The 20950-nt window shown below is 44.6% G+C and carries 22 protein-coding genes and 3 pseudogenes; 12 read left to right on the top strand and 13 right to left on the bottom strand.

Going from position 1 to position 20950, the window contains the following annotated elements; translation table 11 throughout:
* Positions 1-268: 268 nt before the first annotated feature.
* Both LCD46_17315 and LCD46_17310 read right to left on the bottom strand, forming a co-directional pair.
* Entirely contained in the window at positions 269-1285 is a 1017-nt protein-coding gene (locus LCD46_17315) for a tyrosine-type recombinase/integrase (GenBank protein UOY69804.1), read from the bottom strand.
* Entirely contained in the window at positions 1285-1860 is a 576-nt protein-coding gene (locus tag LCD46_17310; GenBank protein UOY69803.1) for a helix-turn-helix domain-containing protein, read from the bottom strand. Before LCD46_17310 ends, LCD46_17315 begins: the two co-directional genes overlap by 1 nt.
* Before the next feature lie 396 nt (positions 1861-2256).
* Between LCD46_17310 and LCD46_17305 the strand changes: the two are divergent.
* The 7 genes and pseudogenes from LCD46_17305 to LCD46_17275 all read left to right on the top strand — a co-directional run bounded on the left by LCD46_17305 (position 2257) and on the right by LCD46_17275 (position 7309).
* Positions 2257-2433 (top strand): annotated as a pseudogene (locus LCD46_17305) (phage regulatory CII family protein).
* Positions 2434-2459: 26 nt separating this feature from the next.
* Positions 2460-2891, top strand: coding sequence for a tail fiber assembly protein (locus LCD46_17300; GenBank protein UOY69802.1), 432 nt, complete (start codon positions 2460-2462; stop codon positions 2889-2891).
* On the top strand, positions 2881-3606 hold the full coding sequence (locus LCD46_17295; protein UOY69801.1) for a hypothetical protein: 726 nt from the start codon (positions 2881-2883) through the stop codon (positions 3604-3606). The genes LCD46_17300 and LCD46_17295 overlap by 11 nt, the downstream gene beginning before the upstream one ends.
* Positions 3578-4126, top strand: a complete 549-nt coding sequence (locus LCD46_17290) for a hypothetical protein (GenBank protein ID UOY69800.1) — start codon at positions 3578-3580, stop codon at positions 4124-4126. The genes LCD46_17295 and LCD46_17290 overlap by 29 nt, the downstream gene beginning before the upstream one ends.
* A gap of 2 nt (positions 4127-4128) precedes the next feature.
* Complete coding sequence (locus tag LCD46_17285; GenBank protein ID UOY69799.1) at positions 4129-5805, top strand: phage baseplate assembly protein V; 1677 nt, start codon at positions 4129-4131, stop codon at positions 5803-5805.
* 634 nt (positions 5806-6439) lie between these two features.
* Entirely contained in the window at positions 6440-6976 is a 537-nt protein-coding gene (locus LCD46_17280; GenBank protein ID UOY69798.1) for a serine acetyltransferase, read from the top strand.
* A 72-nt stretch (positions 6977-7048) separates the two neighbouring features.
* Positions 7049-7309 (top strand): hypothetical protein, encoded by a 261-nt coding sequence (locus LCD46_17275; GenBank protein ID UOY69797.1) that lies wholly within the window; start codon positions 7049-7051, stop codon positions 7307-7309.
* Between the two features lie 618 nt (positions 7310-7927).
* On the opposite strand, the gene LCD46_17270 is transcribed toward LCD46_17275, so the two are convergent.
* Positions 7928-9280: an SIR2 family protein gene (locus tag LCD46_17270; GenBank protein ID UOY69796.1), complete on the bottom strand. Its 1353-nt coding sequence runs from the start codon at positions 9278-9280 to the stop codon at positions 7928-7930.
* Positions 9281-10168: 888 nt separating this feature from the next.
* A complete protein-coding gene (locus LCD46_17265) occupies positions 10169-11161 on the bottom strand; it encodes an ankyrin repeat domain-containing protein (protein ID UOY69795.1) in 993 nt (330 codons plus the stop codon).
* A gap of 153 nt (positions 11162-11314) precedes the next feature.
* Here LCD46_17265 and LCD46_17260 point away from each other — a divergent pair.
* Positions 11315-11483, top strand: a pseudogene (locus LCD46_17260) (ATP-binding protein).
* Positions 11484-11549: 66 nt separating this feature from the next.
* Here LCD46_17260 and LCD46_17255 read toward each other — a convergent pair.
* A pseudogene (locus LCD46_17255) lies at positions 11550-11678 on the bottom strand (IS3 family transposase).
* Between the two features lie 259 nt (positions 11679-11937).
* Positions 11938-13058, bottom strand: a protein-coding gene (locus LCD46_17250; protein ID UOY69794.1) for an IS3-like element ISSen4 family transposase whose coding sequence is annotated in 2 segments (ribosomal slippage) — positions 11938-12800 and positions 12800-13058 — 1122 coding nt in all. Because the reading frame shifts where the segments join, the coding sequence is not laid out codon by codon here.
* Positions 13059-13143: 85 nt separating this feature from the next.
* Between LCD46_17250 and LCD46_17245 the strand changes: the two genes are divergently transcribed.
* The 3 genes from LCD46_17245 (at position 13144) to LCD46_17235 (ending at position 14807) form a co-directional block, all read left to right on the top strand.
* A complete protein-coding gene (locus LCD46_17245; protein UOY69793.1) occupies positions 13144-13998 on the top strand; it encodes a DUF6387 family protein in 855 nt (284 codons plus the stop codon).
* A 122-nt stretch (positions 13999-14120) separates the two neighbouring features.
* Complete coding sequence (locus LCD46_17240; GenBank protein UOY69792.1) at positions 14121-14327, top strand: AlpA family transcriptional regulator; 207 nt, start codon at positions 14121-14123, stop codon at positions 14325-14327.
* Positions 14328-14531: 204 nt separating this feature from the next.
* On the top strand, positions 14532-14807 hold the full coding sequence (locus LCD46_17235; protein UOY69791.1) for a hypothetical protein: 276 nt from the start codon (positions 14532-14534) through the stop codon (positions 14805-14807).
* A gap of 173 nt (positions 14808-14980) precedes the next feature.
* Here the strand turns inward: LCD46_17235 and LCD46_17230 are convergent, their stop codons facing one another.
* Together LCD46_17230 and LCD46_17225 are read right to left on the bottom strand one after the other, a co-directional pair.
* A complete protein-coding gene (locus LCD46_17230; GenBank protein ID UOY69790.1) occupies positions 14981-15286 on the bottom strand; it encodes a hypothetical protein in 306 nt (101 codons plus the stop codon).
* Between the two features lie 69 nt (positions 15287-15355).
* Positions 15356-15919 carry a MarR family transcriptional regulator gene (locus LCD46_17225; GenBank protein ID UOY69789.1) on the bottom strand — a complete coding sequence of 188 codons (564 nt, stop codon included), beginning with the start codon at positions 15917-15919 and terminating at the stop codon, positions 15356-15358.
* A 994-nt stretch (positions 15920-16913) separates the two neighbouring features.
* On the opposite strand from LCD46_17225, the gene LCD46_17220 reads away from it, so the two are divergent.
* A complete protein-coding gene (locus tag LCD46_17220; protein UOY69788.1) occupies positions 16914-17339 on the top strand; it encodes a hypothetical protein in 426 nt (141 codons plus the stop codon).
* Between the two features lie 136 nt (positions 17340-17475).
* Here LCD46_17220 and LCD46_17215 read toward each other — a convergent pair whose 3' ends face one another.
* The 5 genes from LCD46_17215 to LCD46_17195 form a co-directional block, all read right to left on the bottom strand.
* Complete coding sequence (locus LCD46_17215) at positions 17476-17796, bottom strand: cell wall-binding protein (protein ID UOY69787.1); 321 nt, start codon at positions 17794-17796, stop codon at positions 17476-17478.
* 26 nt (positions 17797-17822) lie between these two features.
* Entirely contained in the window at positions 17823-18209 is a 387-nt protein-coding gene (locus LCD46_17210; GenBank protein UOY69786.1) for a hypothetical protein, read from the bottom strand.
* Positions 18210-18258: 49 nt separating this feature from the next.
* Positions 18259-18531: a hypothetical protein gene (locus tag LCD46_17205; GenBank protein UOY72993.1), complete on the bottom strand. Its 273-nt coding sequence runs from the start codon at positions 18529-18531 to the stop codon at positions 18259-18261.
* Positions 18532-18719: 188 nt separating this feature from the next.
* Positions 18720-19856, bottom strand: a complete 1137-nt coding sequence (locus tag LCD46_17200) for a relaxase/mobilization nuclease domain-containing protein (protein ID UOY69785.1) — start codon at positions 19854-19856, stop codon at positions 18720-18722.
* An 83-nt stretch (positions 19857-19939) separates the two neighbouring features.
* The gene (locus LCD46_17195) at positions 19940-20908 is read right to left on the bottom strand and encodes an IS5 family transposase (protein UOY69784.1); all 969 of its coding nucleotides are present in this window, start codon (positions 20906-20908) and stop codon (positions 19940-19942) included.
* Between the last annotated feature and the right edge of the window lie 42 nt (positions 20909-20950).

The following is a 20950-nucleotide window of genomic DNA, read 5'->3' as shown; positions in this document are numbered from 1 at the left end:
ATAACGAGTAGCTTCTAGCAAATCTCAGTAGACTTCTGTAGACGTAAAAAAGCCCGCAAGGCTGGTTCCAAGCGGGCTTTGTAGACTTCGGTATACGTCATAATACTAAAAAGTGGTGGGCTGGCGGGAGTTGAACCCGCGTCCGAAATTTCTACATTCTTAATGTACTATCGGGAAAACAATAATTTACGTTATTTATCAATTATATATATGACAATGGTTAACAATGATTTGCATTGGTAAAAACTCTGCGTGGACATAATGTGGATCACTTTAGGAGGTTTGCCAACGGATTCTTCGTCACCGCATCCTCTAAATGGGTTGGGGCAAAGTGAGCATAAATCATGGTCATTTTTATATCAGAGTGGCCTAGGATTTCTTTCAAAACGAGTATGTTTCCACCGTTCATCATAAAGTGACTGGCGAAGGAATGGCGTAGTACATGCGTACATTGTCCTTCAGGTAGCTCTATTCCTGCCTTTTCAACAATCCGTTCGAAGGTTTTTCTACACGGTGTAAACAAGCGTCCGCGTTTTTTTGGTATTTCTTCATAGAGTTCTTTAGATATGGGAACTGAGCGAACTTTTCCACTTTTGGTATTTTTATACGTTATGCGGTAGGGCGTAACCTGCGAACCTTCAAGATTTTCGGCTTCACTCCATCTTGCCCCTGTAGCCAGACATATTTTTGAGATAATGAGAACACTTGAGCTATTAGACTCAGCAAGATGATCCAAAAGAATTTTGATTTCTTGGGGATAAAGAAAAGAAACCATTTTTTCATCAACTTTGAATGTAGGGATTCCTGCTACTGGATTGGGTAAAGGCCAGTGTCCCAATTTTTTCAGAGTCCCAAAAACGGCTGATAAGTTTCTCTGTTCATGGTTAACCGTTTGCGGCTGTATTGGCATACAGCGCCCGTTTACATCCGGTATTTCCCCTTTGAGCCTGCCTTCACGGTAAGCGCTGAAATCAGCAGCAGTGATGCTTGAAGCTACGGGGTTGCCCATGCCAGCACAAATTCCCTTCAATTTTGACATCATCCGGTCTGAATCCGACAGGGTTCGGCCATACAACGCATGCCATTGTTCAATGAGATCAGATAATCGCCTATTGTCCTGCTTATCACCTAGCCACGGTTTATCTTCAAGCTCATTTGATATGTACTTTTCATAAGCGAGGGCTTCTCCTTTCGTCGCAAACTTCTTGCGTATGCGCTTTCCTTTCGCACCGTTCGGGCGCAAATCGCAAAGCCAATCCCCCTCTGATGTCTTTCTTACCGTCATTAATCATTAACCAAATAAGTCGCAACCACTTTTCCAAGCAGCACAACATCTGAAATGTCGCAATCCACAGGGTATTTGCCCCAATCAATACGAAGTTTGTTACCAGGAAGCAGAGTCAGTTCTTTGATGCTCTTTGTGCCTGAGTATTCAATCAAATACTTACCGTCAGAAGCCTGATGTGAAAAAATATCTACAAAGTAGGTTACTTTGTCATCTGTGATTATTTGTAGCTCTCCTGAATAGTCTGGGAGAACTGCTTTGTCATAAATATAAGACGATTCTCTGATGAATTCGTTATTGGCAATTTTAAATGCTGGGATTCTAAGCGTGTCGCTGGCCAGATGGTCAAAGGTGGCACCCTCTCCAGTAGTCAGCCAGTAGATAGATGCTCCTGTTTCTAACGCACACCTCAAAACAAGATCCGCAGGAAAGTTATCACGCATAATCCTTGTACCCAAAGCACTTGGAGACATTTCCAAGTATTGAGCCAATTGAAGCCTGGAAGTGAAACCGTACACCTCGCAGATCCTTGCAACAGCCTCTCTAGCGCCTGTTTTGATATTAAATTTTTGCATCTTTGTAGTTCTTAATGGTTGACAAACTACAAACGACTACATAGGATTCGTGGTGTTCGTTTGTAGTTTATATCTGTGAATGATAGTAGTTCATTGTTAACCACTGCCACCATCTGCAAATGGTGGTTACTTCAAAGTGAGATTTTGCCTTATGAAAACTACCTCCGCAACCTATACAGAGAACCGCTGGATACCTATCAAAACTTTCAGTGAGCGTGTTGGTATCAAATTACGTACTGCGCGTTATTGGGTTCATTCGGGAAAAGTAAAAATCAAGCCGAAGGAAAAACCAAAAGAACACGTATATGTAGATTGGTACGCATGGAATGCAGACCGTTAGTAGTTCGTTTTGTCCATTCATCATGATCATTCTGTATATGGAATGGGGTAGGAACAATGTTTGATTACCAAACTTCCAAACATGCACATTTTGATGCAGCTTGCCGAGCGTTTGCGCTGTCGCACAATCTGGAAGATGTCGCCGCTGCCGTTGGTATGCGTCCGCAGATCCTGCGCAATAAGTTAAACCCGATTCAACCGCATCGCCTGACCTGTGACGAGCTACTGGCTATTATGTATGAGGCTACGGGAGTTTAAATATGGGATATGTTTATCGAGCCAGGACTGGCGGCTTTTATTGCGATGAACTGGAAGCGGAATATCGCAAGGCGGGAACGTGGCCGGGCTTTTTTGTGCGTGTATCGGATGACGATTACCGCAACCTGATGGACGGTGTTTCTCAAGGTAAAATCATTGTCCCGAATAAGCAATGTTATCCGGTTTTAAAGGAACGTCCTGCGCCATCCAAAGGTGATTTGATATATGAAGCGGAATATAAACGCCAGGCGTTAATTGACTCAGCAATACAATCCATTGCCGTTATTCAGCTTAAACAAATGAACGGGCGTAGTTTAACGACGAAAGAATTAACCCGGCTTAATGACGTGTTGGATTATATCGAAGCGCTGGAGGCAATAGATACCGGAACTGCGCCAGATATTGCCTGGCCGGAGATGTCTGATGTGGCGTGAAGCGCGGATTGCATTCAGCGATTCAGTTGCGGCTTTGAATTGTTCTGTTATCCCGGCGCACCCGTGGATATATGGGCTGGGGCAGCAGACAGAGAACGGCGCTTATCTTAGCCCGGTAAATGCGATCACTTACCTGGCTGAGAAACTGGCCGGAACGGGAGGGGCGGCGGATATCGTGATCATGATGGTTTCTGGCCAGACGCATGACAGCTTTATGGCCAGCCTGAGTAATCTTGTAGATGTATTCCCCAGCCCTGCATTTACCCAGGTGCGGAGGCTGGCGCAGTCAGCCGCCCAGCTGGCAGCGGAAAAGATGCAAATCCCGGCGAAATACAGCCAGAGTTTGCCAGCGGCGATCCCGCTTTCCGTGCCTACAAGCCGCGCCGCTCTGGCCGCCGCAGCGGTTAAAAAAGCCCAGCAGGAAGCCGCAGCCGTCGCGGATTTGACGGGCGTAAAAAAACTGATGGGGGATTTTAAACAGCAGCGCGAAAGCCTGATTTCTGGCATTGCCAGCGGGTTGACGGAATTACAGGGAAAAAGCGCCAGGGCATGGGTATTTACCGCCAGCGGTGATCTACCGTCAACGCTTCTGGAGCTGGTAAAAGGGATTCCGCTTCAGTCCTCCGTGTACACCGCCGCCATGATGCTGGTTGGCGATAATCTCGACGGCATAAAAGGAATGATACATGACCTCGAACCCGACACTGGCGCTTAACGGTGAAGCCATTCTGCTGAAAAACATGCGCGTTACCGTTTCTCAGCAATTTCAGGATAAAGACCAGTCAGGCCAGACGAGTGCCACCACGAAATCCGAGCAGGGCATCAAAGGCAAAGAGCTGCGCGTATCTGGCGAAATTCCATATAAAAACCCGGAGATCCTGCGGCGTATCTTTGAGCTGGGCAGCGCTACGGATGCCAGCGGCCAGCGCCAGAAATACCGCGTTGCGCATGAGGCGGCGCGGGCTGTGAATTTTCGTGAGGCGACGTTTACCGGAACTCTGGACGCGCCGCCGCAGGATGGGCGCATGTCATGGCTGGTTACGTTCACGCTGACCGAACATATCAGCGTGCAGGAAAAACGTGAGGCCAGGGCAAGCGGAAAAACCAAAGCCGTGAAACAAACGGCGGGAAGTGGCAGCGGTCAGAACGGAAGCCAGGCAGCTGGCGAGGATGAAGAAAAACTGACGTGGTTTGAACGTAAGGTGCTCAAGCCCGTAAATGATGCACTGGGATAAAAATGAAGCCGATTAAACGCCTGTACCTTTCAACGGATGAAATCCACCTGGCTGATACCAGCCTGGTGCTGGAGCTGAACAGCTGCGGCCGGGGGTTTATTACGGCCGGGACAAATCAGGATTATACGGGGAAACTGGTGCGTCTCGATGTGGGTTACACCGATCTGGTTTTGCGCTGGTTCACCGGGTACGTGGAGCGCTCGCAACCCGCTGAAAATGGTTTCCAGCGCCTGTTTGTCCGGGAGCTGGTAGGCGTATTCGAACGCCTCTGGCCATGTTCCTTCCAGCACCCCACGCTGCGCGATGTGGCCAGCTGGCTGACAGAACACAGCGGTTTGACCTTCAGCGTGCCGGATGCTGATTATTCAGACCGTCCGATCCCGCACTTCACCCACAGCGGCACGGGATATCAGTTGCTGGATAATCTGGGCAAGGCTTTTGGCGTTACGGATTACGTCTGGTACCAGCTGCCGGACGGAGGGGTATACGTAGGCGGCGCGGAAAAAGCTCTGTTTGCTGATCGCCCGGTAGAGATCCCCCATGAATTTAACCAGGGGGCGGCTGGCGGGAACTCCATGACGCTTCCCCTGGTGCAGAGTCTGCGCCCCGGTGTTGAACTGAACGGGGAAAGGGTAACAAAAGTCCACCTGCAAGATGACACGATGGCCGTGACCTGGACGCCCCGCAACCGTGCTACGGGTCAGGCTCTTCAGAAAACGCCCGTGCAGCGCCAGATTGAAAGCCATTACCCGGAGCTGGCATCCGGGATGCATTTGCCAAAGTTTGCCCGTGTGATGAATCCCGTTGAAGCGGTGAAAAGCGGCAATTTCTCCGATCCGTTCCGTCCTCGTTATGCGGTTGATGTGCAGCTGCTGGACGCGGACGGCAACCCGGATAAAGACACGCCTGTTTACTCAGCTGTGCCGCTGCCGGTTCCTATGGCGGGTAACGATTCCGGGATGTTCCAGTTTCCCCCTGAAGGGACGCTGGTTGAAATTGCTTTTACTGGCGGAAGGCCGGATAAACCCTTTGTGCGGCAGACCGTGCCGGAGGGAACCAGCTTACCGGATATCCAGCCTGGCGAGCAGCTGCAACAGCAGCGTGCGGAAGTGTCGCAGCGCGTCACCCAGGCGGGTGACTGGGTGAGGCAGACTGACCAGACGATCAGTGAAACATCTATGGCGCGGATGGTTAAGGCTGATACGGAGCAGCGGGAGCTGGTCAGTCGGGAAACTACCATCAACGCCACGGATAAAGTTAAGGTGCTGGGCACGTCCACGCTGATGGCCGGAGCCATTCAGCAGGTATGTACGGGGGATTATAGCCAGGCAGTAAATAACCGCGTGGCGAGTATCGGCGGCAATGATGAAACGGACATAGCCGGGAGCCAGACAGTCACCACGGGTAAAGACCTGATTGAGAAAATTGGGCAGATACGTAAAAGCGTTGCGGCCGTTCAGCAGCAGATTATTGCCCCGGTAGTTTGGATTGGTTCTGGTGCCATCAACGTGGCACAGCTGATGCTGGACACGCTTGACGTGGTGAAAGAGCTGGCAGAGCAAACGGCAAGCCACACGCACAGCAATACAGGAACACCAACCAATGCGGGAGCCATCCGGAGCACCGGAGCGAAAGCGGACACGCTGAACGGCAAATACTCCCCAGTGATTGGCAAATAAGCCATTTAAGACCTGAGCCCGCGCAAGCGGGTTTTTTTATGCCCCTCCATCCTGGCGGGGTGTCTCTTCTCTATCCTCTCAAACAGACTTTACCACGCGCAACCAGTAGCGCTCTGGCGTGTTCCAACCTTTCAGGCAGTCAGCGCCACCCTTAAAGCAGATCGTACCCACAGCAGGGCGCTGGCGCGTCACAGCATGGCAAAAAAAATCTTTCGCAGACAAAAATCGCACTACACCGCACCCGCCTGCGGTTTTTGGATCATAAAAATTTTTCAGTTTTATTTTTCTACAAACCAGCCTGCCAGGCCGCGCCACTGCTGGCGGCTTTGCGGAAAACCGAAACTGAAAAGATTGAAAAGAATTTCAGTGTTTTTCACTTTCATGGATCTGAGGAGGATCTAAGGAAAATCATAACCAACAGATAAATAAGAAAAAAATAATTTTATGTGAGATTTGGAGGATCGTTTTGGGCTGCGTGTTACATCATGGCTTTTACGCGTCATGCCGCTTACGGCATGGGTTAGAAGAGAATTGAATGGTTCTTTAAAACTGAAAAGCAGGGCATCTATTTCGCGTTTAACTTCCTGTAACTGCTGGTTACAATGTCAGTCAAATGAATATGAAAAGGGATTGTATGTACAAGGAACTGACTGAATGTTTAAAGGCTGAAGTGCAAAAGGGTTCTAAGCCATTCTCCTGGTCACGCACTATTAGACGCGCAATTAAATGCACTGACCGACGTTTTTACTTCTGGCTGAGAATCTGGTGTTACCTTTACCAGACTAACAAGTTTGGTATGAAAGGCTTTGCCAAACGCAGAATGCGTAAGCTCAACCGGGCTAACTCAATAGACATTAACCCCCTGGCGAAAATCGGAGCCGGGCTAAAGATTGTCCACTTCACCGGGATAGTGATCCGGGGGAATACCGTGATTGGTAAAAATGCTGTCATACGTCAAAATGTGACAATCGGAGCCAGGAACGATACGGACGAGGGTTATTCTGTTATTGGGGATAATGTTGAGTTCGGGGCTAACTCTTGCCTTATCGGAGATATTAGTATTGGTGATAACGTCATCATCGGTGCAATGAGTTTGATAAACAAAAATGTGCCAGATGACTACATTGTCTACAACTTAAAAGAAATGAGTCTGGTTCGTAAAACTGCCTAATTTGTACCGGAAAAATATCCACTATAATGCTGTATGTATATACAGCATTTTTTTGTGTGTCCGGAGGAAGCTATGGCCAGAAAAGTTTCAATCAATGGGGCAGTTTTTATCTTTATGGCAAGGGGCGAAAAGTTGAAGAGTTCAGACGCGCTACCCTCTAACGGGCTACCTGATCAAAAATATGTTTTATGGCCGCGCGGTGATGGGTGGGATGTGCGCTATCTGGTGTTTGGTTCAACAGGAATAGAGTGGCTGCCGATGGCGGAAACACTTTTTTCTGGTGAGCCTGAAGCATGGCAAGCAGCTTTTGCCCACTGGATGGACAGGTCATAAAGTTGGCTGCAGTAGGTGGGAGTATATTGCTGTGTGGACGTAAAGTGGACATGGACAAAGAAAAAGGGCTACGTTTTCACGTAACCCCTTGTTTTATTTGGTGGGCTGGCGTCCCTGTGCTTTTAATTATAGTGTATTGATATTTAATATTTTTGTTTAAATTAATTTCGTTATGGGTTCCAAAAAGGAACCATAAAGTAGAACCACAGAACCTCGCATGGTTCCAACATGCCTAGCGACTTCAAAATAACACGCTCTATGGCAAACTAAATGTAAGTGTGGCTGGATATTTAGCGTCTGATTACTGAGAGGGTCAATAAAAACTGCTCTATCTCAAATACTGTAGTGGCCCATAAACTTGTCCGCTTGAGTCGATGGTGTACCTCGTCCGTTCAGGCCCGGAGTGGCTAATTAGCAGAGTATTCATGTCTGCTATGAGCGAGGATCGGACGTAAAACAACTGTAAAAAACTATTTAACTCAGGCAGAAATGTCAAGATTCAGTGAAAATGTCTAATCACTGGTTCGTTAGAAATGCCCATATGTTGAAAAGGCTGCTGCAAAAAAGTCTCTCGCAGCGGCCTCTTTAATATAACGTCATTGTGTGCATCATCTTTAATTATGGGTTTAACTCAAACTGTTCCCCGTTTATTAATTTTCGCAATAAGTCAAGTGCCTCAGATGAGTATTTTCCGACACCACTTTTCCCAGATTTAATGAAAACATGATAATTGTTGTCTGATGCTTTAATGTTGAAGTCGGTTAGTTTTCTTAATTTTTCGAATTCTTGATTAACATAGTGCCACGATCCCATGTCGAGAATCCTTGCCAGATCAGACATTGTATATGGGAAACTAGCATTTAGTGCCTGCCCATTATTGAGTTCAGCGATACCATACATTTTTGCTAATGCATCATCATGCTCTGCAATATTGCGGAACATCTCAAAATCGTATGGAAGTTCTTGTTTAACAAGGGATTCTGATGCGAATGTGTACGTTCTGGCTAGAAATGCACGCACAAGTTTTGGATTAACGCTAATTTCCGGTGTATTAGATGATAACGCATCAAAAATCCAACCAAAATTATTTGCGTATATCACCTTGATTCGAACGCTTTTATTCTCACCAACACCGATTAGCAATTCCTTTTGATGAGAACCAGTGGCCTCGCAGTCCTTACTGAAGGAGACAAGATAAATATTTGGAATCAATGCATTATTGGGAGCGATGATTTCATCTATATCAGAGAGAATTGCCTTTATGTTTTCATCATTGATACTGTACCCAAAGAAAAACAAGGGGTGTTCAGCAAAATATGTTAGCAACTTAGCACTGATATATTTCTTACGTTTATAGAAATCAACATAATCTTCATTTGTAATAACAATACTTTCAACTTCATGACTGCTACCATGAATTTTCATGATTTCGCCATAAGATGAATAATTCACTTTAACAACGTTATGACCAACTATTGCCTGATAATTGTCAAATATTTTTTCTAATGTGTCGTCATAATTTGTTGTGATTATTGCATGAGGTTTTACTTTCCTTAATTTCTGAACTTCCTCTGTATATTCCATGTTCGAGAAATCAACGGAGTTTGATAATTCATTCAGAATGGATGCAATTTCATGCTTAATATAAATATCTTTTGGAGTCGTTCCTTCAAAGTATGTCTCTGGATAGCGATCCTTGCCATCATCCCAAGCCCATTCAGCATAGAAGTCACAAAAATCGCTAGCAATCAAAGGTTTGTTATCACCCTTTGTTTGGCTGTAGTAACCATAAGGGCGTTTGATCAAGGGGCATATTTCCGCTAGTTGCTTTAATAGACCTTCCCAGTCAGGCGCTTTTATATATCGTTGTGAAATACCTGCACCCATGAATAAAATGGGTTGGACTTGTAAGTTTTCAAGGCAAGATTTAACATCTTCGATTATTTCTTCTTGATATTCCGTAAAGTCCATATAGTTACCTCAGGGATAGGTGATTGCTATGTGATGCACCGCGAAACGGTTCGGGGCTTTGTGACACCCAAACTTTACCCCGGTTTCCCAGCGTTTCCTTTGTATATAATATCATTGAAGTTAATTGCGTTTCTCAGAAATCTTCTTAGGATGTGATTGCAATAACGGCAACACAGCGCACACATCGCGGCTGATCAGTGAGTATGAAGTGGTTTACTGAATTTGGCCGCCTGAATCGAGAGACAAAATGTCCGCTCCTGGCACTAAGCAGAAGTTCCCGAACAACGTAAGCTGGCATATGCCCTCGTTCCTCCGTGGGGACTATCGATCTATTTGCCGGTTGTGTTTAAGCAATATCGCCAGCGGCGTGAGCTCTCAGTGCATTCAATCAAGCTCACAAATCACACAGTCTTTACTTTTTTTAGATTCCCTAATGGTTTCGCGTCATAGCCTCAGCCAGATAAACCTGAGCTGCTTTAGGGGTATATGCCTTTCCGAGCATAAAGGATACTGTTTCTATGAAAACTGATCGCGAGAGCACGATTAGGAGATCAGAACCTGATTTGACATTGATACTGGCTATCAGCGATGGGCAGTTCTCGAATACATCTGACAATCATTTACCTCATTAAGTTTTATTTCCAGAAGTGCCGTGATCCAGCACGAGTGCTGATAATCAATATCACTTGGGTAATGATTGACAAGTTCACTAAACAACGAGCAGATATTTTAAAATTGCCTGCAGCTTCCACATCACCAGGCAGAGGCGTCAGACCCTTAGCACCATACGATTCATAGAGTAATTCCCAATATAGTTGATGCTGAATTTCTTTGTTCATGTTGAGGCAGTATATTGAAACAATGAGAATGAATCACACATATAAGCTCTCACAATCTTCCGCCGTTTTTGACTGTTGCAGATATACTTTTAGCAGGTTTTAAATGCCTGGAGATTTCTTTCTGTTCTCGACGGATTTTGTATGAATTAATTTCTTCATAATCCTTGTGTTTATTTATTTTTGATAAATCAACCAAGAGATTATTTCTTATCATCCACTTTACAATTCGCTTGTTGATATCTTTATAGAGAGGGCCGCCTTTATATTTATAGAAGTGAATATCATGAATTTCACTGATGAAATCAAGTATGGATAAGATTTCTTTATAATCACCAATGTAACTGTTAATGGTGAAATGGTCTTTATTAAGTTCTATTTTGAATCCATGTTCAGAAAGGTAATACAAGAAAAAGGCTGAGTCGAGATCACAAAAATCTACATGCAGCGTTCTTCTGTCAAATTTATCAATATGCGAGAGAATGATATCATGTAATTCATAATCATATACATTTTCAATAAATCCTTTCCCTGAATGATCAATTTGATTGACATTGCATCCAGCATCTATTGCTACGGATAAAACTTCCGGGGAAAGGGGCATGAAGAGAATATTCATTCCTTTTTTATCGATGTGATTTATATCACAACCAGCATTAATTAATTCTGTCAATCCTTCAGCATTCCTGTAATGTTCAAAAATGCATGTGTAGCCATTAGTATCCGTATGCGAGGTGTCTAAACCCAGTTCAATCAGTTTCTTCAGTATTTCTGGATTTTTTTGATGAAAGAGCGCATTTTGCCCATGTCCGTTGATATGGTGTATATTAATTCCATAACTGAGCAGGCAATCCATGGCTTCCAGGGTTCTGCAGGCAAAAATGGCATTGTTGCCGTTACTGTTAACAGCATTAATGTCATAGCCTATTTTTAAAGCTTTCTTTATATCATCAGGTGATCTTGCATTGAAGAATGATTCAGAAATGGCAAGGTCTAATGCCTTTTCTAATAATCCCTTTTGTAATAAGGATATGACTAATTCCATAAACACCCCCATGAAAAAATGTTTAAGTCATTAGATATCAGAAATTCTGTGAAATGCAACAGCTGGGGAAAGGTGTTCATGATGTGCGGAATAAAAATTTCCACAAACCACCCGTGGATACATCAGAAACACCTGCAGTAAATTTACGCCTGTAACCTGCCGTCCGGACTATAGGACCAAACCTTCGCGGGAGATGCTACCATTACATCGGCAATGTTGAACCGGATTTTACATCACACACGTCGTACAAATAAAAGGAGAAGGCTATCGACTGAAGCAAAAACGGAAAGCCGGGGTTATCGCTGAAGCTAATCCTGAGTAAACAAGGTGGATCAACATTAGACCGTCGGTGGTGGCGGTATGCGGATCACTTTTTACCCGTTGTTGACCCCTGGCGCTCCCAAACCATTTCCAGTGCTCTGATGGTAAGTTTGTTGTCAGGTGAGAATTGAATTTCATTGCCCACCCCTCCGGTTTTTCTGGCGAACAGGTCGAGAACAACGACAAGATACGCCCAGAGTAAAGTAAGAGGCAGGGCGTAGTCGGTCCATGTCCCTGCCTCTCCTTTCCTGACAGGACGTAGACCCTGGCAAGTTGTATCAAAAGATAACAAATTTCTCAGTTCAACTTCCTTCTGGCTAGGTTAACTTGCAAGCAGGAAGTGCTTTTCATCGATTAGTGAATACGGTAGTTTTTTCAAACTAACTGAACTCTATTCGTATGACTTAAATCTTTAAGAAGGCAGGATGACCTGCCCCCACGATTAGATACAACACTCAGTTAGTAACGTCGGAATCTTCATTCTCAGAATGACCCTTTCTCCAGCCCGCTGCAAATTCAGACGGTGTCTGATAATTCAGCGTGGAGTGCGGGCGGCATTCGTTATAATCCTGCCGCCAGTCATTAATAATTTTCCTGGCATGAACGATATCGCTGAACCAGTGCTCATTCAAACATTCATCGCGAAATCGTCCGTTAAAGCTCTCAATAAATCCGTTCTGCGTTGGCTTGCCCGGCTGGATTAAGCGCAACTCAACACCATGCTCAAAGGCCCATTGATCCAGTGCACGGCAAGTGAACTCCGGCCCCTGGTCAGTTCTTATCGTCGCCGGATAGCCTCGAAACAGTGCAATGCTGTCCAGAATACGCGTGACCTGAACGCCTGAAATCCCAAAGGCAACAGTGACCGTCAGGCATTCCTTTGTGAAATCATCGACGCAGGTAAGACACTTGATCCTGCGACCGGTGGAAAGTGCGTCCATGACGAAATCCATCGACCAGGTCAGATTGGGCGCCGCCGGACGGAGCAGCGGCAGACGTTCTGTTGCCAGCCCTTTACGACGTCTTCTGCGTTTTACGCCCAGGCCACTGAGGTGATAAAGCCGGTACACGCGCTTATGATTAACATGAAGCCCTTCACGGCGCAGCAACTGCCAAATACGACGGTAGCCAAAACGCCTGCGCTCCAGTGCCAGCTCAGTGATGCGCCCTGATAAATGCGCATCAGCAGCCGGACGGTGAGCCTCATAGCGGCAGGTCGACAGGGATAAACCTGTAAGCCTGCAGGCACGACGTTGCGACAGACCGGTCGCATCACACATCAACATCACGGCTTCCCGCTTCTGGTCTGTCGTCAGTACTTTCGCCCAAGAGCCACCTGAAGCGCCTCTTTATCCAGCATGGCTTCGGCAAGCAGCTTCTTGAGTCTGGCGTTCTCTTCCTCAAGCGACTTCAGGCGCTTAACTTCAGGCACCGCCATACCGCCATACTTCTTACGCCAGGTGTAAAACGTGGCATCGGAAATGGCATGCTTGCGGCAGAGTTCACGGGCGGGTACCCCAGCTTCGGCTTCGCGGAGAATACTGATGATCTGTTCGTCGGAAAAACGCTTCTTCATGGGGATGTCCTCATGTGGCTTATGAAGACATTACTAACATCGGGGTGTACTAATCAACGGGGAGCAGGTCAAGGAGATTTGAATTTTGAAAAACTGGTCACCAGAGCATACTAAAGAAATCAAAGCTTGGCTTGACATAGATAACTATCGCAAGCTCGAAGACATCAGTTTAAATGCCTTGTATCACGAACTTTGGGCAAGAGCACTTCTGTACAAGCCTGGGCCTACTGACGAAGAAAAGAAAGGGCTATGGGTGTACATGACTGAAATTTTCAGTGGGAACCCCCATCTTTTCAAAGGGAAGCATCTCGATTATCCAACAGTTAACGATACTCTCTACAGTCCTCCACACATTTTTATCACGGATATCACCAGGCTTGCTGAACTTAGTGTGATGGCTCTTAGTGTGAATCTTTTCACCTGGGAGGAAGGAAACGATGAATATTGTGTTAATGCGCCTCATCACGAAGCTTATGTGTCACAACTCTTGTCCCCCTTATGTGAGAAAACGGTGTTGCTTGAAATCGATCTTGGTAGTGGTACTGACGATGAAATAGCCGAATCGATAAAAGCGGCCCTGCCACAATGGAGATCGGTAAAAGGAGTGGAAGTTAATGAAACCGGTATCGTTCGTTTCGGCTATGGAACCATTAAAAAAATTATAAATTACAGGTTGGTTGCGATGCTGGACATCTTACTTTGGGCAAAAAGGAAAGAACTAAGAATCTCAGATGATCGCCTCTCCCGGCTTCTTTATACTGATGAAGATGAAGAAACAACTACCCGTTTAGGGTATCACATTAAAGACTCAGATCGTCCGCTTGCGATGAAAGCTGCAACGATAGACTTCATTAGGCAGTTCAATTTTTTCATGAACCGAAATCCCCACCTGAAAAACATGAGAGTTTCAGATGTGATGAAACTCTCTGATTCTAACTGATCTCGAATTCCCGAAGTCTACTACTGCAGGGCAGACCGTAACCCTGCAGTTAGGAAGCTCGCTCCTTTCTTTTCCCAACTGTTCGTATAGTGATCCCATCACAACGACAAAGGGAAAACAAAATGAACAATCAAAATACCCGCCTAATTCGCTTGCCAGAAGTTATGAACAGAACCGGCTATGGCAAGGCCTGGATTTATCGTCTAATCAACGAAGGTTTATTTCCACAACCAATAAAAATTGGTTCGCGTGCAATTGCATTTGTCGAAAGCGAAGTAGATGAATGGATCGCATCTGCAATTGAACGTTCACGTAAAAATGCAGCCTGATTACGGGGCTAATGATGAGTGTATTAAATTTGGTGTGTAAAAATAAATGGTGCTATTCAACAATGAGCCGAGGGCCGCCTGATATTTTATAAGTAGTATTAGGTTAGGCTTTGGTATTAAGAAGTAATAACAATAGTCATTGGTGGAAATTATGATGGCATTTTTACCGTGACATTATAAATTAATAAGTACAGGAGATTTAAAATGAATAATTCAATCAGAGTACCGGAAGATAAAGATTTTGTATGTGCATTTGTGACTTCACCGGATAGCTTGTATGAGGCTATTGAAACCTATCGTAATTATGTAGATCCAGTCGAAGAGATAGAGTTTGAGCACGTCCTTCTTTATTTGTTGTGTTCTATACTGGTCGAAGGTGCTACAGATGTTACCATTAATGATGAAGTACGAATGTGTATTGAGCACCTTGTCAATGAAAAAAATATTATCAGAAAGAATAACGCAGGTAAAAAGGTGTAAAGTCTGTAATAAATTATCATGGGTACAGACAGCACAAGTCTGTACCTTCTTATTTTAATCCTACTGGTAATGATATATAAAAATTATGTGCTTTTGATAGCGGTCATGTGGTTTTGCTATAGTAAGCATTGCAGGATAGGAATATCCTAAACTTTCATTCTCTGCCCTTTGTTTTATTTAAGATAACTGAAAAATACAGGGTTTAAACGATACTGGTATTTGAACTCAGTAGGTATAATAACATTCGTATCAATCAGTTCATCGATGGCCCGATAAAATCGGGCTGGCGTAATATGTATATCTTCCTGCTGTGCGATGGATGTTGCACGGTGAAAGTTCAGGTAAACAGTGTTTTTATCTGGTGTGTATGAAGCGATTAATGTGAGAAGCCAAAACACATAGTGAGCAGTATTGTTCAGATTGCGTTGTTCATCTGATAATTTATTCTGGTAAAGGTAAGCAGGGAGTCTTTGCTTCATAAAGATATCCTTTGTTTTATTAAGTTTTTCGCTGGTGTGGGGCGTAAAATCACCGCGCTGTTATGTCTTTTAAAAGGGAATGCCGTCAGTTGGATATCTGTTTCTGGATTTTTTTACAGGCTTTGTTTTGCGCCCTGCGCGATAAAAGTTGAATGAAGTGGCAAAATCTTCAGTCTCAAGTCTGGATTTACTGAATTTATCCATCAGATCTTCATTGAAACGATGAGGAATACCTTTTACGCATAAATTAGAATTCAGGTAAACCTGACCGTCTTCAGCGTTACGGATCAGTATTTTCCTCTCAAATAATTCTCTGAATGCACGTGAAACATTCGATTTATTCAGTCCTAACTCTCTGGCAGTACGTGACTGTGAAAAGTCAGGGATAATATTTCCATAATCAATGACTGAGAAAAGATAAAGAACAATTCTGAATGCCGTTGGTGTCAGATCCATTCGGGCGAGTGTGGCCGTATTATCTTTAAAGACCATCGAAAAATCGTCACGAAAGGATGTCTTTTTACAGGCACTTGCTTTAACTTTTATTTCTTCCAGATCTTCGGGCATAACATCTAATGCTTCTGCAATGATTGCTTTTTGTTCTTTAGTTAACATAACACTTGTGTTTGACATAATGGCTCCTTTTTTATTATTGTGAAAACAGATATGGCATATTAAATTTGTTTGTCAATATTATTAGTAATAAAAATTTTAAAATATTATATTTATTGCTCTGTGATTATTTTTTTAGTGAAATATTAAGGGTTGTCAGAGTTATTACGAAGGGTGCTAAATTTCACCATCACCCGTTATGTCATTAATAATTTTTGGTTCTGAAAGATACAACCAATATTCTATCTTAACTTGTTGATGTAATTGATTAATTTTCTTTTTGTATTTGCAAGATAAAAGAGTGATAAAGAAACAAGAAACCGAAATTTAGCTTTAGACTGACACAAAATTCCATTGTACACAGTTTGATAAACACTGCTATTGCTGATTTTCCTTCGTAATATTATTCCTTAAGTGAAGCCTGCGCACCTGTATGTTGCGCCACTGGGCTTCAGAAAATTGCTATAGTGTTTAACTGTCAGTAGAAATACGCTTCGCGCAGGAGTTCAGACAGTTGGGTTTAGCTCTCAGCACAAATACGCTTCGCGCAGAGATTCAGACTGCTGAGTTTAGCGAAAGAGTGGACCCGACTACATGATTTACCCGTTAACTTAATACGGCTCACGCCGGAACCCCTTCGGAAAAATCCTTTCTGCTTCAGCGAGTGAGTGCTGTGGGCACTCAGCGGCGCTGCAAGAGGGATTAAACGTTGGGTTTTCATCTGACGGGTAAAAATAATCTACATATATCTGTCGTCGGGGGCGTGAGCCGGTGCGTAGCACTCTCTCAAAAAAATTCCTGAAGGGGTTTTATCTGAAATCTGGAAACTACCTGGCTTTTGAAAAAAGGAAGTGGTAATGCAATCGATCGGACTCAACATTGCAACAGCGTAAGCTGTTTCCAGTATTAAAAGAATAAATAGTTGTCATTTTAAAATAAAATATTTTCAATTTTGTATTGATTTAAATTTTAAAGCTGATAGTACTTAATTATAAAAACAAAAAAGGAGAGGGTTATGAGTAATATTTGTGTTTCTTCTCAGGAAGAAAAGTTTATATTTGTTGTTGATAAATATATAACACAGCATCGCGACAGTGTTAATAACAATATTTTTTACAGAAAACTTTATGTGCTTTTCGCTGGATACCATCTGAAGTATTTTTATTCACGGGCGCAATATCGCAATTCGTGTTATCACGTTGATAATATCATGCAGATGTTTATGGGTGTCGTTTCTACCCTGAAGGCCCCTCTGCTCAGGCAACTCGCAAACAGTGACACATTACTGCATTGCCTGAATTCGCTCGTGAATTATATTTCAGGCAATCTGGATGAAGCAGAGCACATTTATGCTGATTTACTGGCACAGTATGAAAAGAAACGCATTGCACGTTCTCTGGCTTATACACCACCAGGATCCGTGGTCAGGAAAAGGCTGTGAGGCAGCGGATACGTACTGGACAGGGGATGGCAGAGTGACATAAAAGCAGTCGTTTCCCGCAAGACATTACCGGGCATTAAAAAGGCAGGAGCCACCGGTCTGGTGTCCTGCCTGGCGGGATTGTTTTACTGTGGTCTTACTTATCAATGACCTGCCAGCCATCATCCGTTTTGATCAGCGTGACAGCCGCTGTGCGTTTTTCGTTATCGACAACAGCTGTTACATTGCATTTATAGCTTTTATCCGATAGTTTTTCGCAGTCATGCTTTTTGACAGATTTTAATTCCCGCAGTGCGTCTTTCGGGACATCTTTACCTGCTATGGATTTAACGATGGCATTCGTCTGCTCCATGACCTTATTCATCGCAGTGTAAATATCCTGCTCAGACGGTTCACCGGTACAGCCACTCAGCAAAAAAATGGACGCAATGAGTGTGGTAAATGCATATGTTTTCATAAAATAATCCCAGACTGTAGAGTACGTTATTGAATAAGGCCGGTTTTCATCTTGCTGTTGTTTTCAGAGATCGTCCACTTACTGACCGTTTCGCCTTTAAATTCGATTTCCAGCGTTTTGGCCTGCGTCTGTGAACCGCCTGTCAGCAACCCGACCACTGGAATGAATGTGGTGGCATCAAACTGATTGTTATCCATCGAATAAGTCCATTCTTCATTGCCACTATCAAGTGTAGTTTTGGTTTCGGGCTCACCTAATGCGGTAATGATTTCTGATTTCGTTGTTTTATTTTTTATAATTTTCGACTGCAGACTTTGTGCTGTTTCTTTTTTTAGATGCTGGTTGCCTGATGTTGAACAACCAGAAATAAGGAAAGCAGAAATAAAAAACACAGAAATCATGAATCTGTTCATAAGTTCTCTCATATTAATTTTTTAAGTTTGCGGTGGTATGAAATTAATATCACCGTATAAAAACAACTCTGTCTGCATATTTCTTTTTAATAATGCAGATAAGAATAATGACGCTGGCAAAAAACGTAATGACTGAGACAGGAGTGCTGCCGGTCAATGAAAATACTAACCAGGCGAGAGCTAATGCCACGAATTGAAACAGGAATGCCACACTGAGCGGACTCTCACCGTAGGCGACTTTTGCATGGCAGCCTTTGCAAATCCGCACGCCGTGCGGGCTTTGTGTAAAGCAGAAGGGGCAGCTAATCGTTTTATTATCCATCATGACTCCGTGGCCTGATTTAAGGTGATGTATTTTTGAACATTTTCGATGAATGATCCGCTTTAGTAAAATTGCTTGTACCGATCGATGGATCTCTGTTAATAGGTTATAACTATCATAACAAGATTATCGATCTATATAAACGATCAATATTTTATTGACTATCACTAAAATATGGATTAGTTAACTTATGGTGCAGGATGGGGGTTATTTTTAACTAATTGTTCTTTAATGGGATTTGTTGTCATGGAATGACAGGGTGTCAGAAGATGCAGGTGCAGGATTTGGTGGAAAGGATGTGCAGTGGCATGTAACAGAGACATGCCCCTGCGCCTGAGAAGTGCCACAATATGGCCGAGCAATACAAACCACGAATGCAGACGACGCTGGCGGGGTATCTGACGAGCTGTATTGTGCAGTTTGCTCCTGAGTTGAATGACACCCACTGTTTCCTGTTGTCTTTCCAGACGAATTTTTTCTTCAAGCTGAAGGATTTTCTCCAGAATCGTTTCCCGGTTTGCAACCTGTTCTTCAGGCTCGCATGATGGCACTGGCACTGGCACTGGCACTGGCACTGGCACTGGCACTGGTACAGTCTGTTGTTGCTCTTTTTTCAGTAAGGCCAGGTGCTCTGGTGTAAAATCAATCTGCGTTTGCAGAGAAGACCAGCCATACTTTTTTCCAAGCTGAGACGCTTTAAAGGCAATACCCTGGTACTGAAATGAAAATCCATTCATTTTTCCGGTCGACGCGATATTGGGTTTACAGGTCACACCTTTCTGTTCCAGCATGTCGATAAAAGTCAGTAAATCGGGACGATGCGTTAAGACATTATCAATCAGGGTCTGCAACTGAGACTTAGGGCAGGGAACTGCTGTTCGTTCTGCCATCATCAGCTCATTGCGTGAGGGTTTTCTTTTAGCCTGAGGGCGACTGCTGGTTGCAGGTGTTGTTTCAGTGAGTCCGTGTATTCGCTCCAGTTCGCTGATAATGCGGGTGCTGATGAGATTTTCATTTTTCCCCAGGTACAGCTTTCCACCGGGCATGTTAATGCGACTTGCAATGATATGGATATGCTGCCCGTCGGTATCATCGTGAAGGATATAACAGCGAAGGTGCGTTTCAGTGAACCCCATCCGGGTCATATAATCGTCGGCGAATGCCGCCCACTGTCTGGCTGACAGTGTTTCTCCCTTTGGCAGGCGAAGTGAATTATGCCAGACGGGTTTGGCGACATCGGGACGCAATTGTTTAGAAATTTCAAACTCACTGATAAGCTCAGCCACCGAACTTCCGATCATATTACCACCGATGACATAAGGCATAACGTTGTGGTGTGGACCGGATTTGAGGGGCTTTGTTGAATAAATAAGATTTCGTGCGAACGACCCTGTAGCTGGCTGGATTTTCAGGCAATACGCACGCTTTCTGGCATCCCAGCCTTTGTCATCCTGTTCAACGCACGCACCATGGCCATAGCTTCCGCTACCTGACCATCGTAGTCACGCAGCGTCAGTGAATCTCCCAACAACTGCTTCATTCTGTACATTGCCGTTTCCGCTATCGAGCGACGGTTATATTCCGTTGTCCATTTCCACCGTGCATTGCTTCCGCTCAGCCGCTGATTAGCAACGGCACGGTTGCGGTCTGCGTACTCACCGGGCCAGTAACCTGCTCCTTTTCGGGGAGGAATAAGCGCGCTGATTTTTTTGCGGCGCAGTTCATCGTGACAGAGCCGGGTATCGTAAGCCCCGTCTGCCGCGGCTGCCCTGATTTTTCTGTGAGTCTGCCGGATAAGGCCCGGGAAGGCTTCTGAGTCCGTGACGTTATTCAGCGACAGGTCTGCACAGACAACTTCATGTGTGTTGCTGTCAACAGCAAGATGCAACTTTCGCCAGATACGACGGCGCTCTTTGCCGTGCTTTCTGACTTTCCATTCGCCTTCACCAAAGACCTTCAGCCCGGTGGAATCAATCACCAGGTGTGCGATTTCACCCCGGGTGGACGTTTTGAAACTGACATTAACCGACTTTGCCCGCTTACTGACACTGGTGTAATCCGGGCAGCGCAACGGAACGTTCATCAGGGCAAAAATGGAATCAATAAAACCCTGCGCAGCCCGCAGGGTCAGCCGGAATACGCGTTTAATCACCAGAACGGTGGTGATGGCGAGATCAGAATAGCGCTGGGGCCTTCCTCGTGATGAAGGCGTTGCCGACTCATACCAGGCCTGAATCGCCTCATCATCCAGCCAGAAAGTGAGGGAGCCACGGTTGATGAGAGCTTTGTTGTAGGTGGACCAGTTGGTGATTCTGAACTTTTGCTTTGCCACGGAATGGTCTGTGTTGTCGGGAGGATGCGTGATCTGATCCTTCAACTCAGCAAAAGTTCGATTTATTCAACAAAGCCGTTCTGGGGA

It is taken from the genome of Enterobacter ludwigii (genome assembly GCA_023023105.1).
Classification (GTDB): domain Bacteria; phylum Pseudomonadota; class Gammaproteobacteria; order Enterobacterales; family Enterobacteriaceae; genus Enterobacter; species Enterobacter adelaidei.
Note: the sequence above shows the minus strand (reverse complement) of the source record. Positions and strands in the feature narration are given on the sequence as shown.

Excerpts from the sequence above, each read along its gene's own strand:
- LCD46_17265 (UOY69795.1), bottom strand. The coding sequence starts at position 11,161 with ATGGAATTAGTCATATCCTTATTACAAAAGGGATTATTAGAAAAGGCA.
- LCD46_17215 (UOY69787.1), bottom strand. The coding sequence starts at position 17,796 with ATGAAAACATATGCATTTACCACACTCATTGCGTCCATTTTTTTGCTG.
- LCD46_17300 (UOY69802.1), top strand. The coding sequence starts at position 2,460 with ATGGGATATGTTTATCGAGCCAGGACTGGCGGCTTTTATTGCGATGAA.
- LCD46_17200 (UOY69785.1), bottom strand. The coding sequence starts at position 19,856 with ATGCCTTATGTCATCGGTGGTAATATGATCGGAAGTTCGGTGGCTGAG.
- LCD46_17240 (UOY69792.1), top strand. The coding sequence starts at position 14,121 with ATGAACAATCAAAATACCCGCCTAATTCGCTTGCCAGAAGTTATGAAC.
- LCD46_17315 (UOY69804.1), bottom strand. The coding sequence starts at position 1,285 with ATGACGGTAAGAAAGACATCAGAGGGGGATTGGCTTTGCGATTTGCGC.
- LCD46_17210 (UOY69786.1), bottom strand. The coding sequence starts at position 18,209 with ATGAACAGATTCATGATTTCTGTGTTTTTTATTTCTGCTTTCCTTATT.
- LCD46_17310 (UOY69803.1), bottom strand. The coding sequence starts at position 1,860 with ATGCAAAAATTTAATATCAAAACAGGCGCTAGAGAGGCTGTTGCAAGG.
- LCD46_17275 (UOY69797.1), top strand. The coding sequence starts at position 7,049 with ATGGCCAGAAAAGTTTCAATCAATGGGGCAGTTTTTATCTTTATGGCA.
- LCD46_17270 (UOY69796.1), bottom strand. The coding sequence starts at position 9,280 with ATGGACTTTACGGAATATCAAGAAGAAATAATCGAAGATGTTAAATCT.
- LCD46_17220 (UOY69788.1), top strand. The coding sequence starts at position 16,914 with ATGAGTAATATTTGTGTTTCTTCTCAGGAAGAAAAGTTTATATTTGTT.
- LCD46_17230 (UOY69790.1), bottom strand. The coding sequence starts at position 15,286 with ATGAAGCAAAGACTCCCTGCTTACCTTTACCAGAATAAATTATCAGAT.
- LCD46_17285 (UOY69799.1), top strand. The coding sequence starts at position 4,129 with ATGAAGCCGATTAAACGCCTGTACCTTTCAACGGATGAAATCCACCTG.
- LCD46_17235 (UOY69791.1), top strand. The coding sequence starts at position 14,532 with ATGAATAATTCAATCAGAGTACCGGAAGATAAAGATTTTGTATGTGCA.
- LCD46_17205 (UOY72993.1), bottom strand. The coding sequence starts at position 18,531 with ATGGATAATAAAACGATTAGCTGCCCCTTCTGCTTTACACAAAGCCCG.
- LCD46_17290 (UOY69800.1), top strand. The coding sequence starts at position 3,578 with ATGACCTCGAACCCGACACTGGCGCTTAACGGTGAAGCCATTCTGCTG.
- LCD46_17295 (UOY69801.1), top strand. The coding sequence starts at position 2,881 with ATGTGGCGTGAAGCGCGGATTGCATTCAGCGATTCAGTTGCGGCTTTG.
- LCD46_17225 (UOY69789.1), bottom strand. The coding sequence starts at position 15,919 with ATGTCAAACACAAGTGTTATGTTAACTAAAGAACAAAAAGCAATCATT.
- LCD46_17280 (UOY69798.1), top strand. The coding sequence starts at position 6,440 with ATGTACAAGGAACTGACTGAATGTTTAAAGGCTGAAGTGCAAAAGGGT.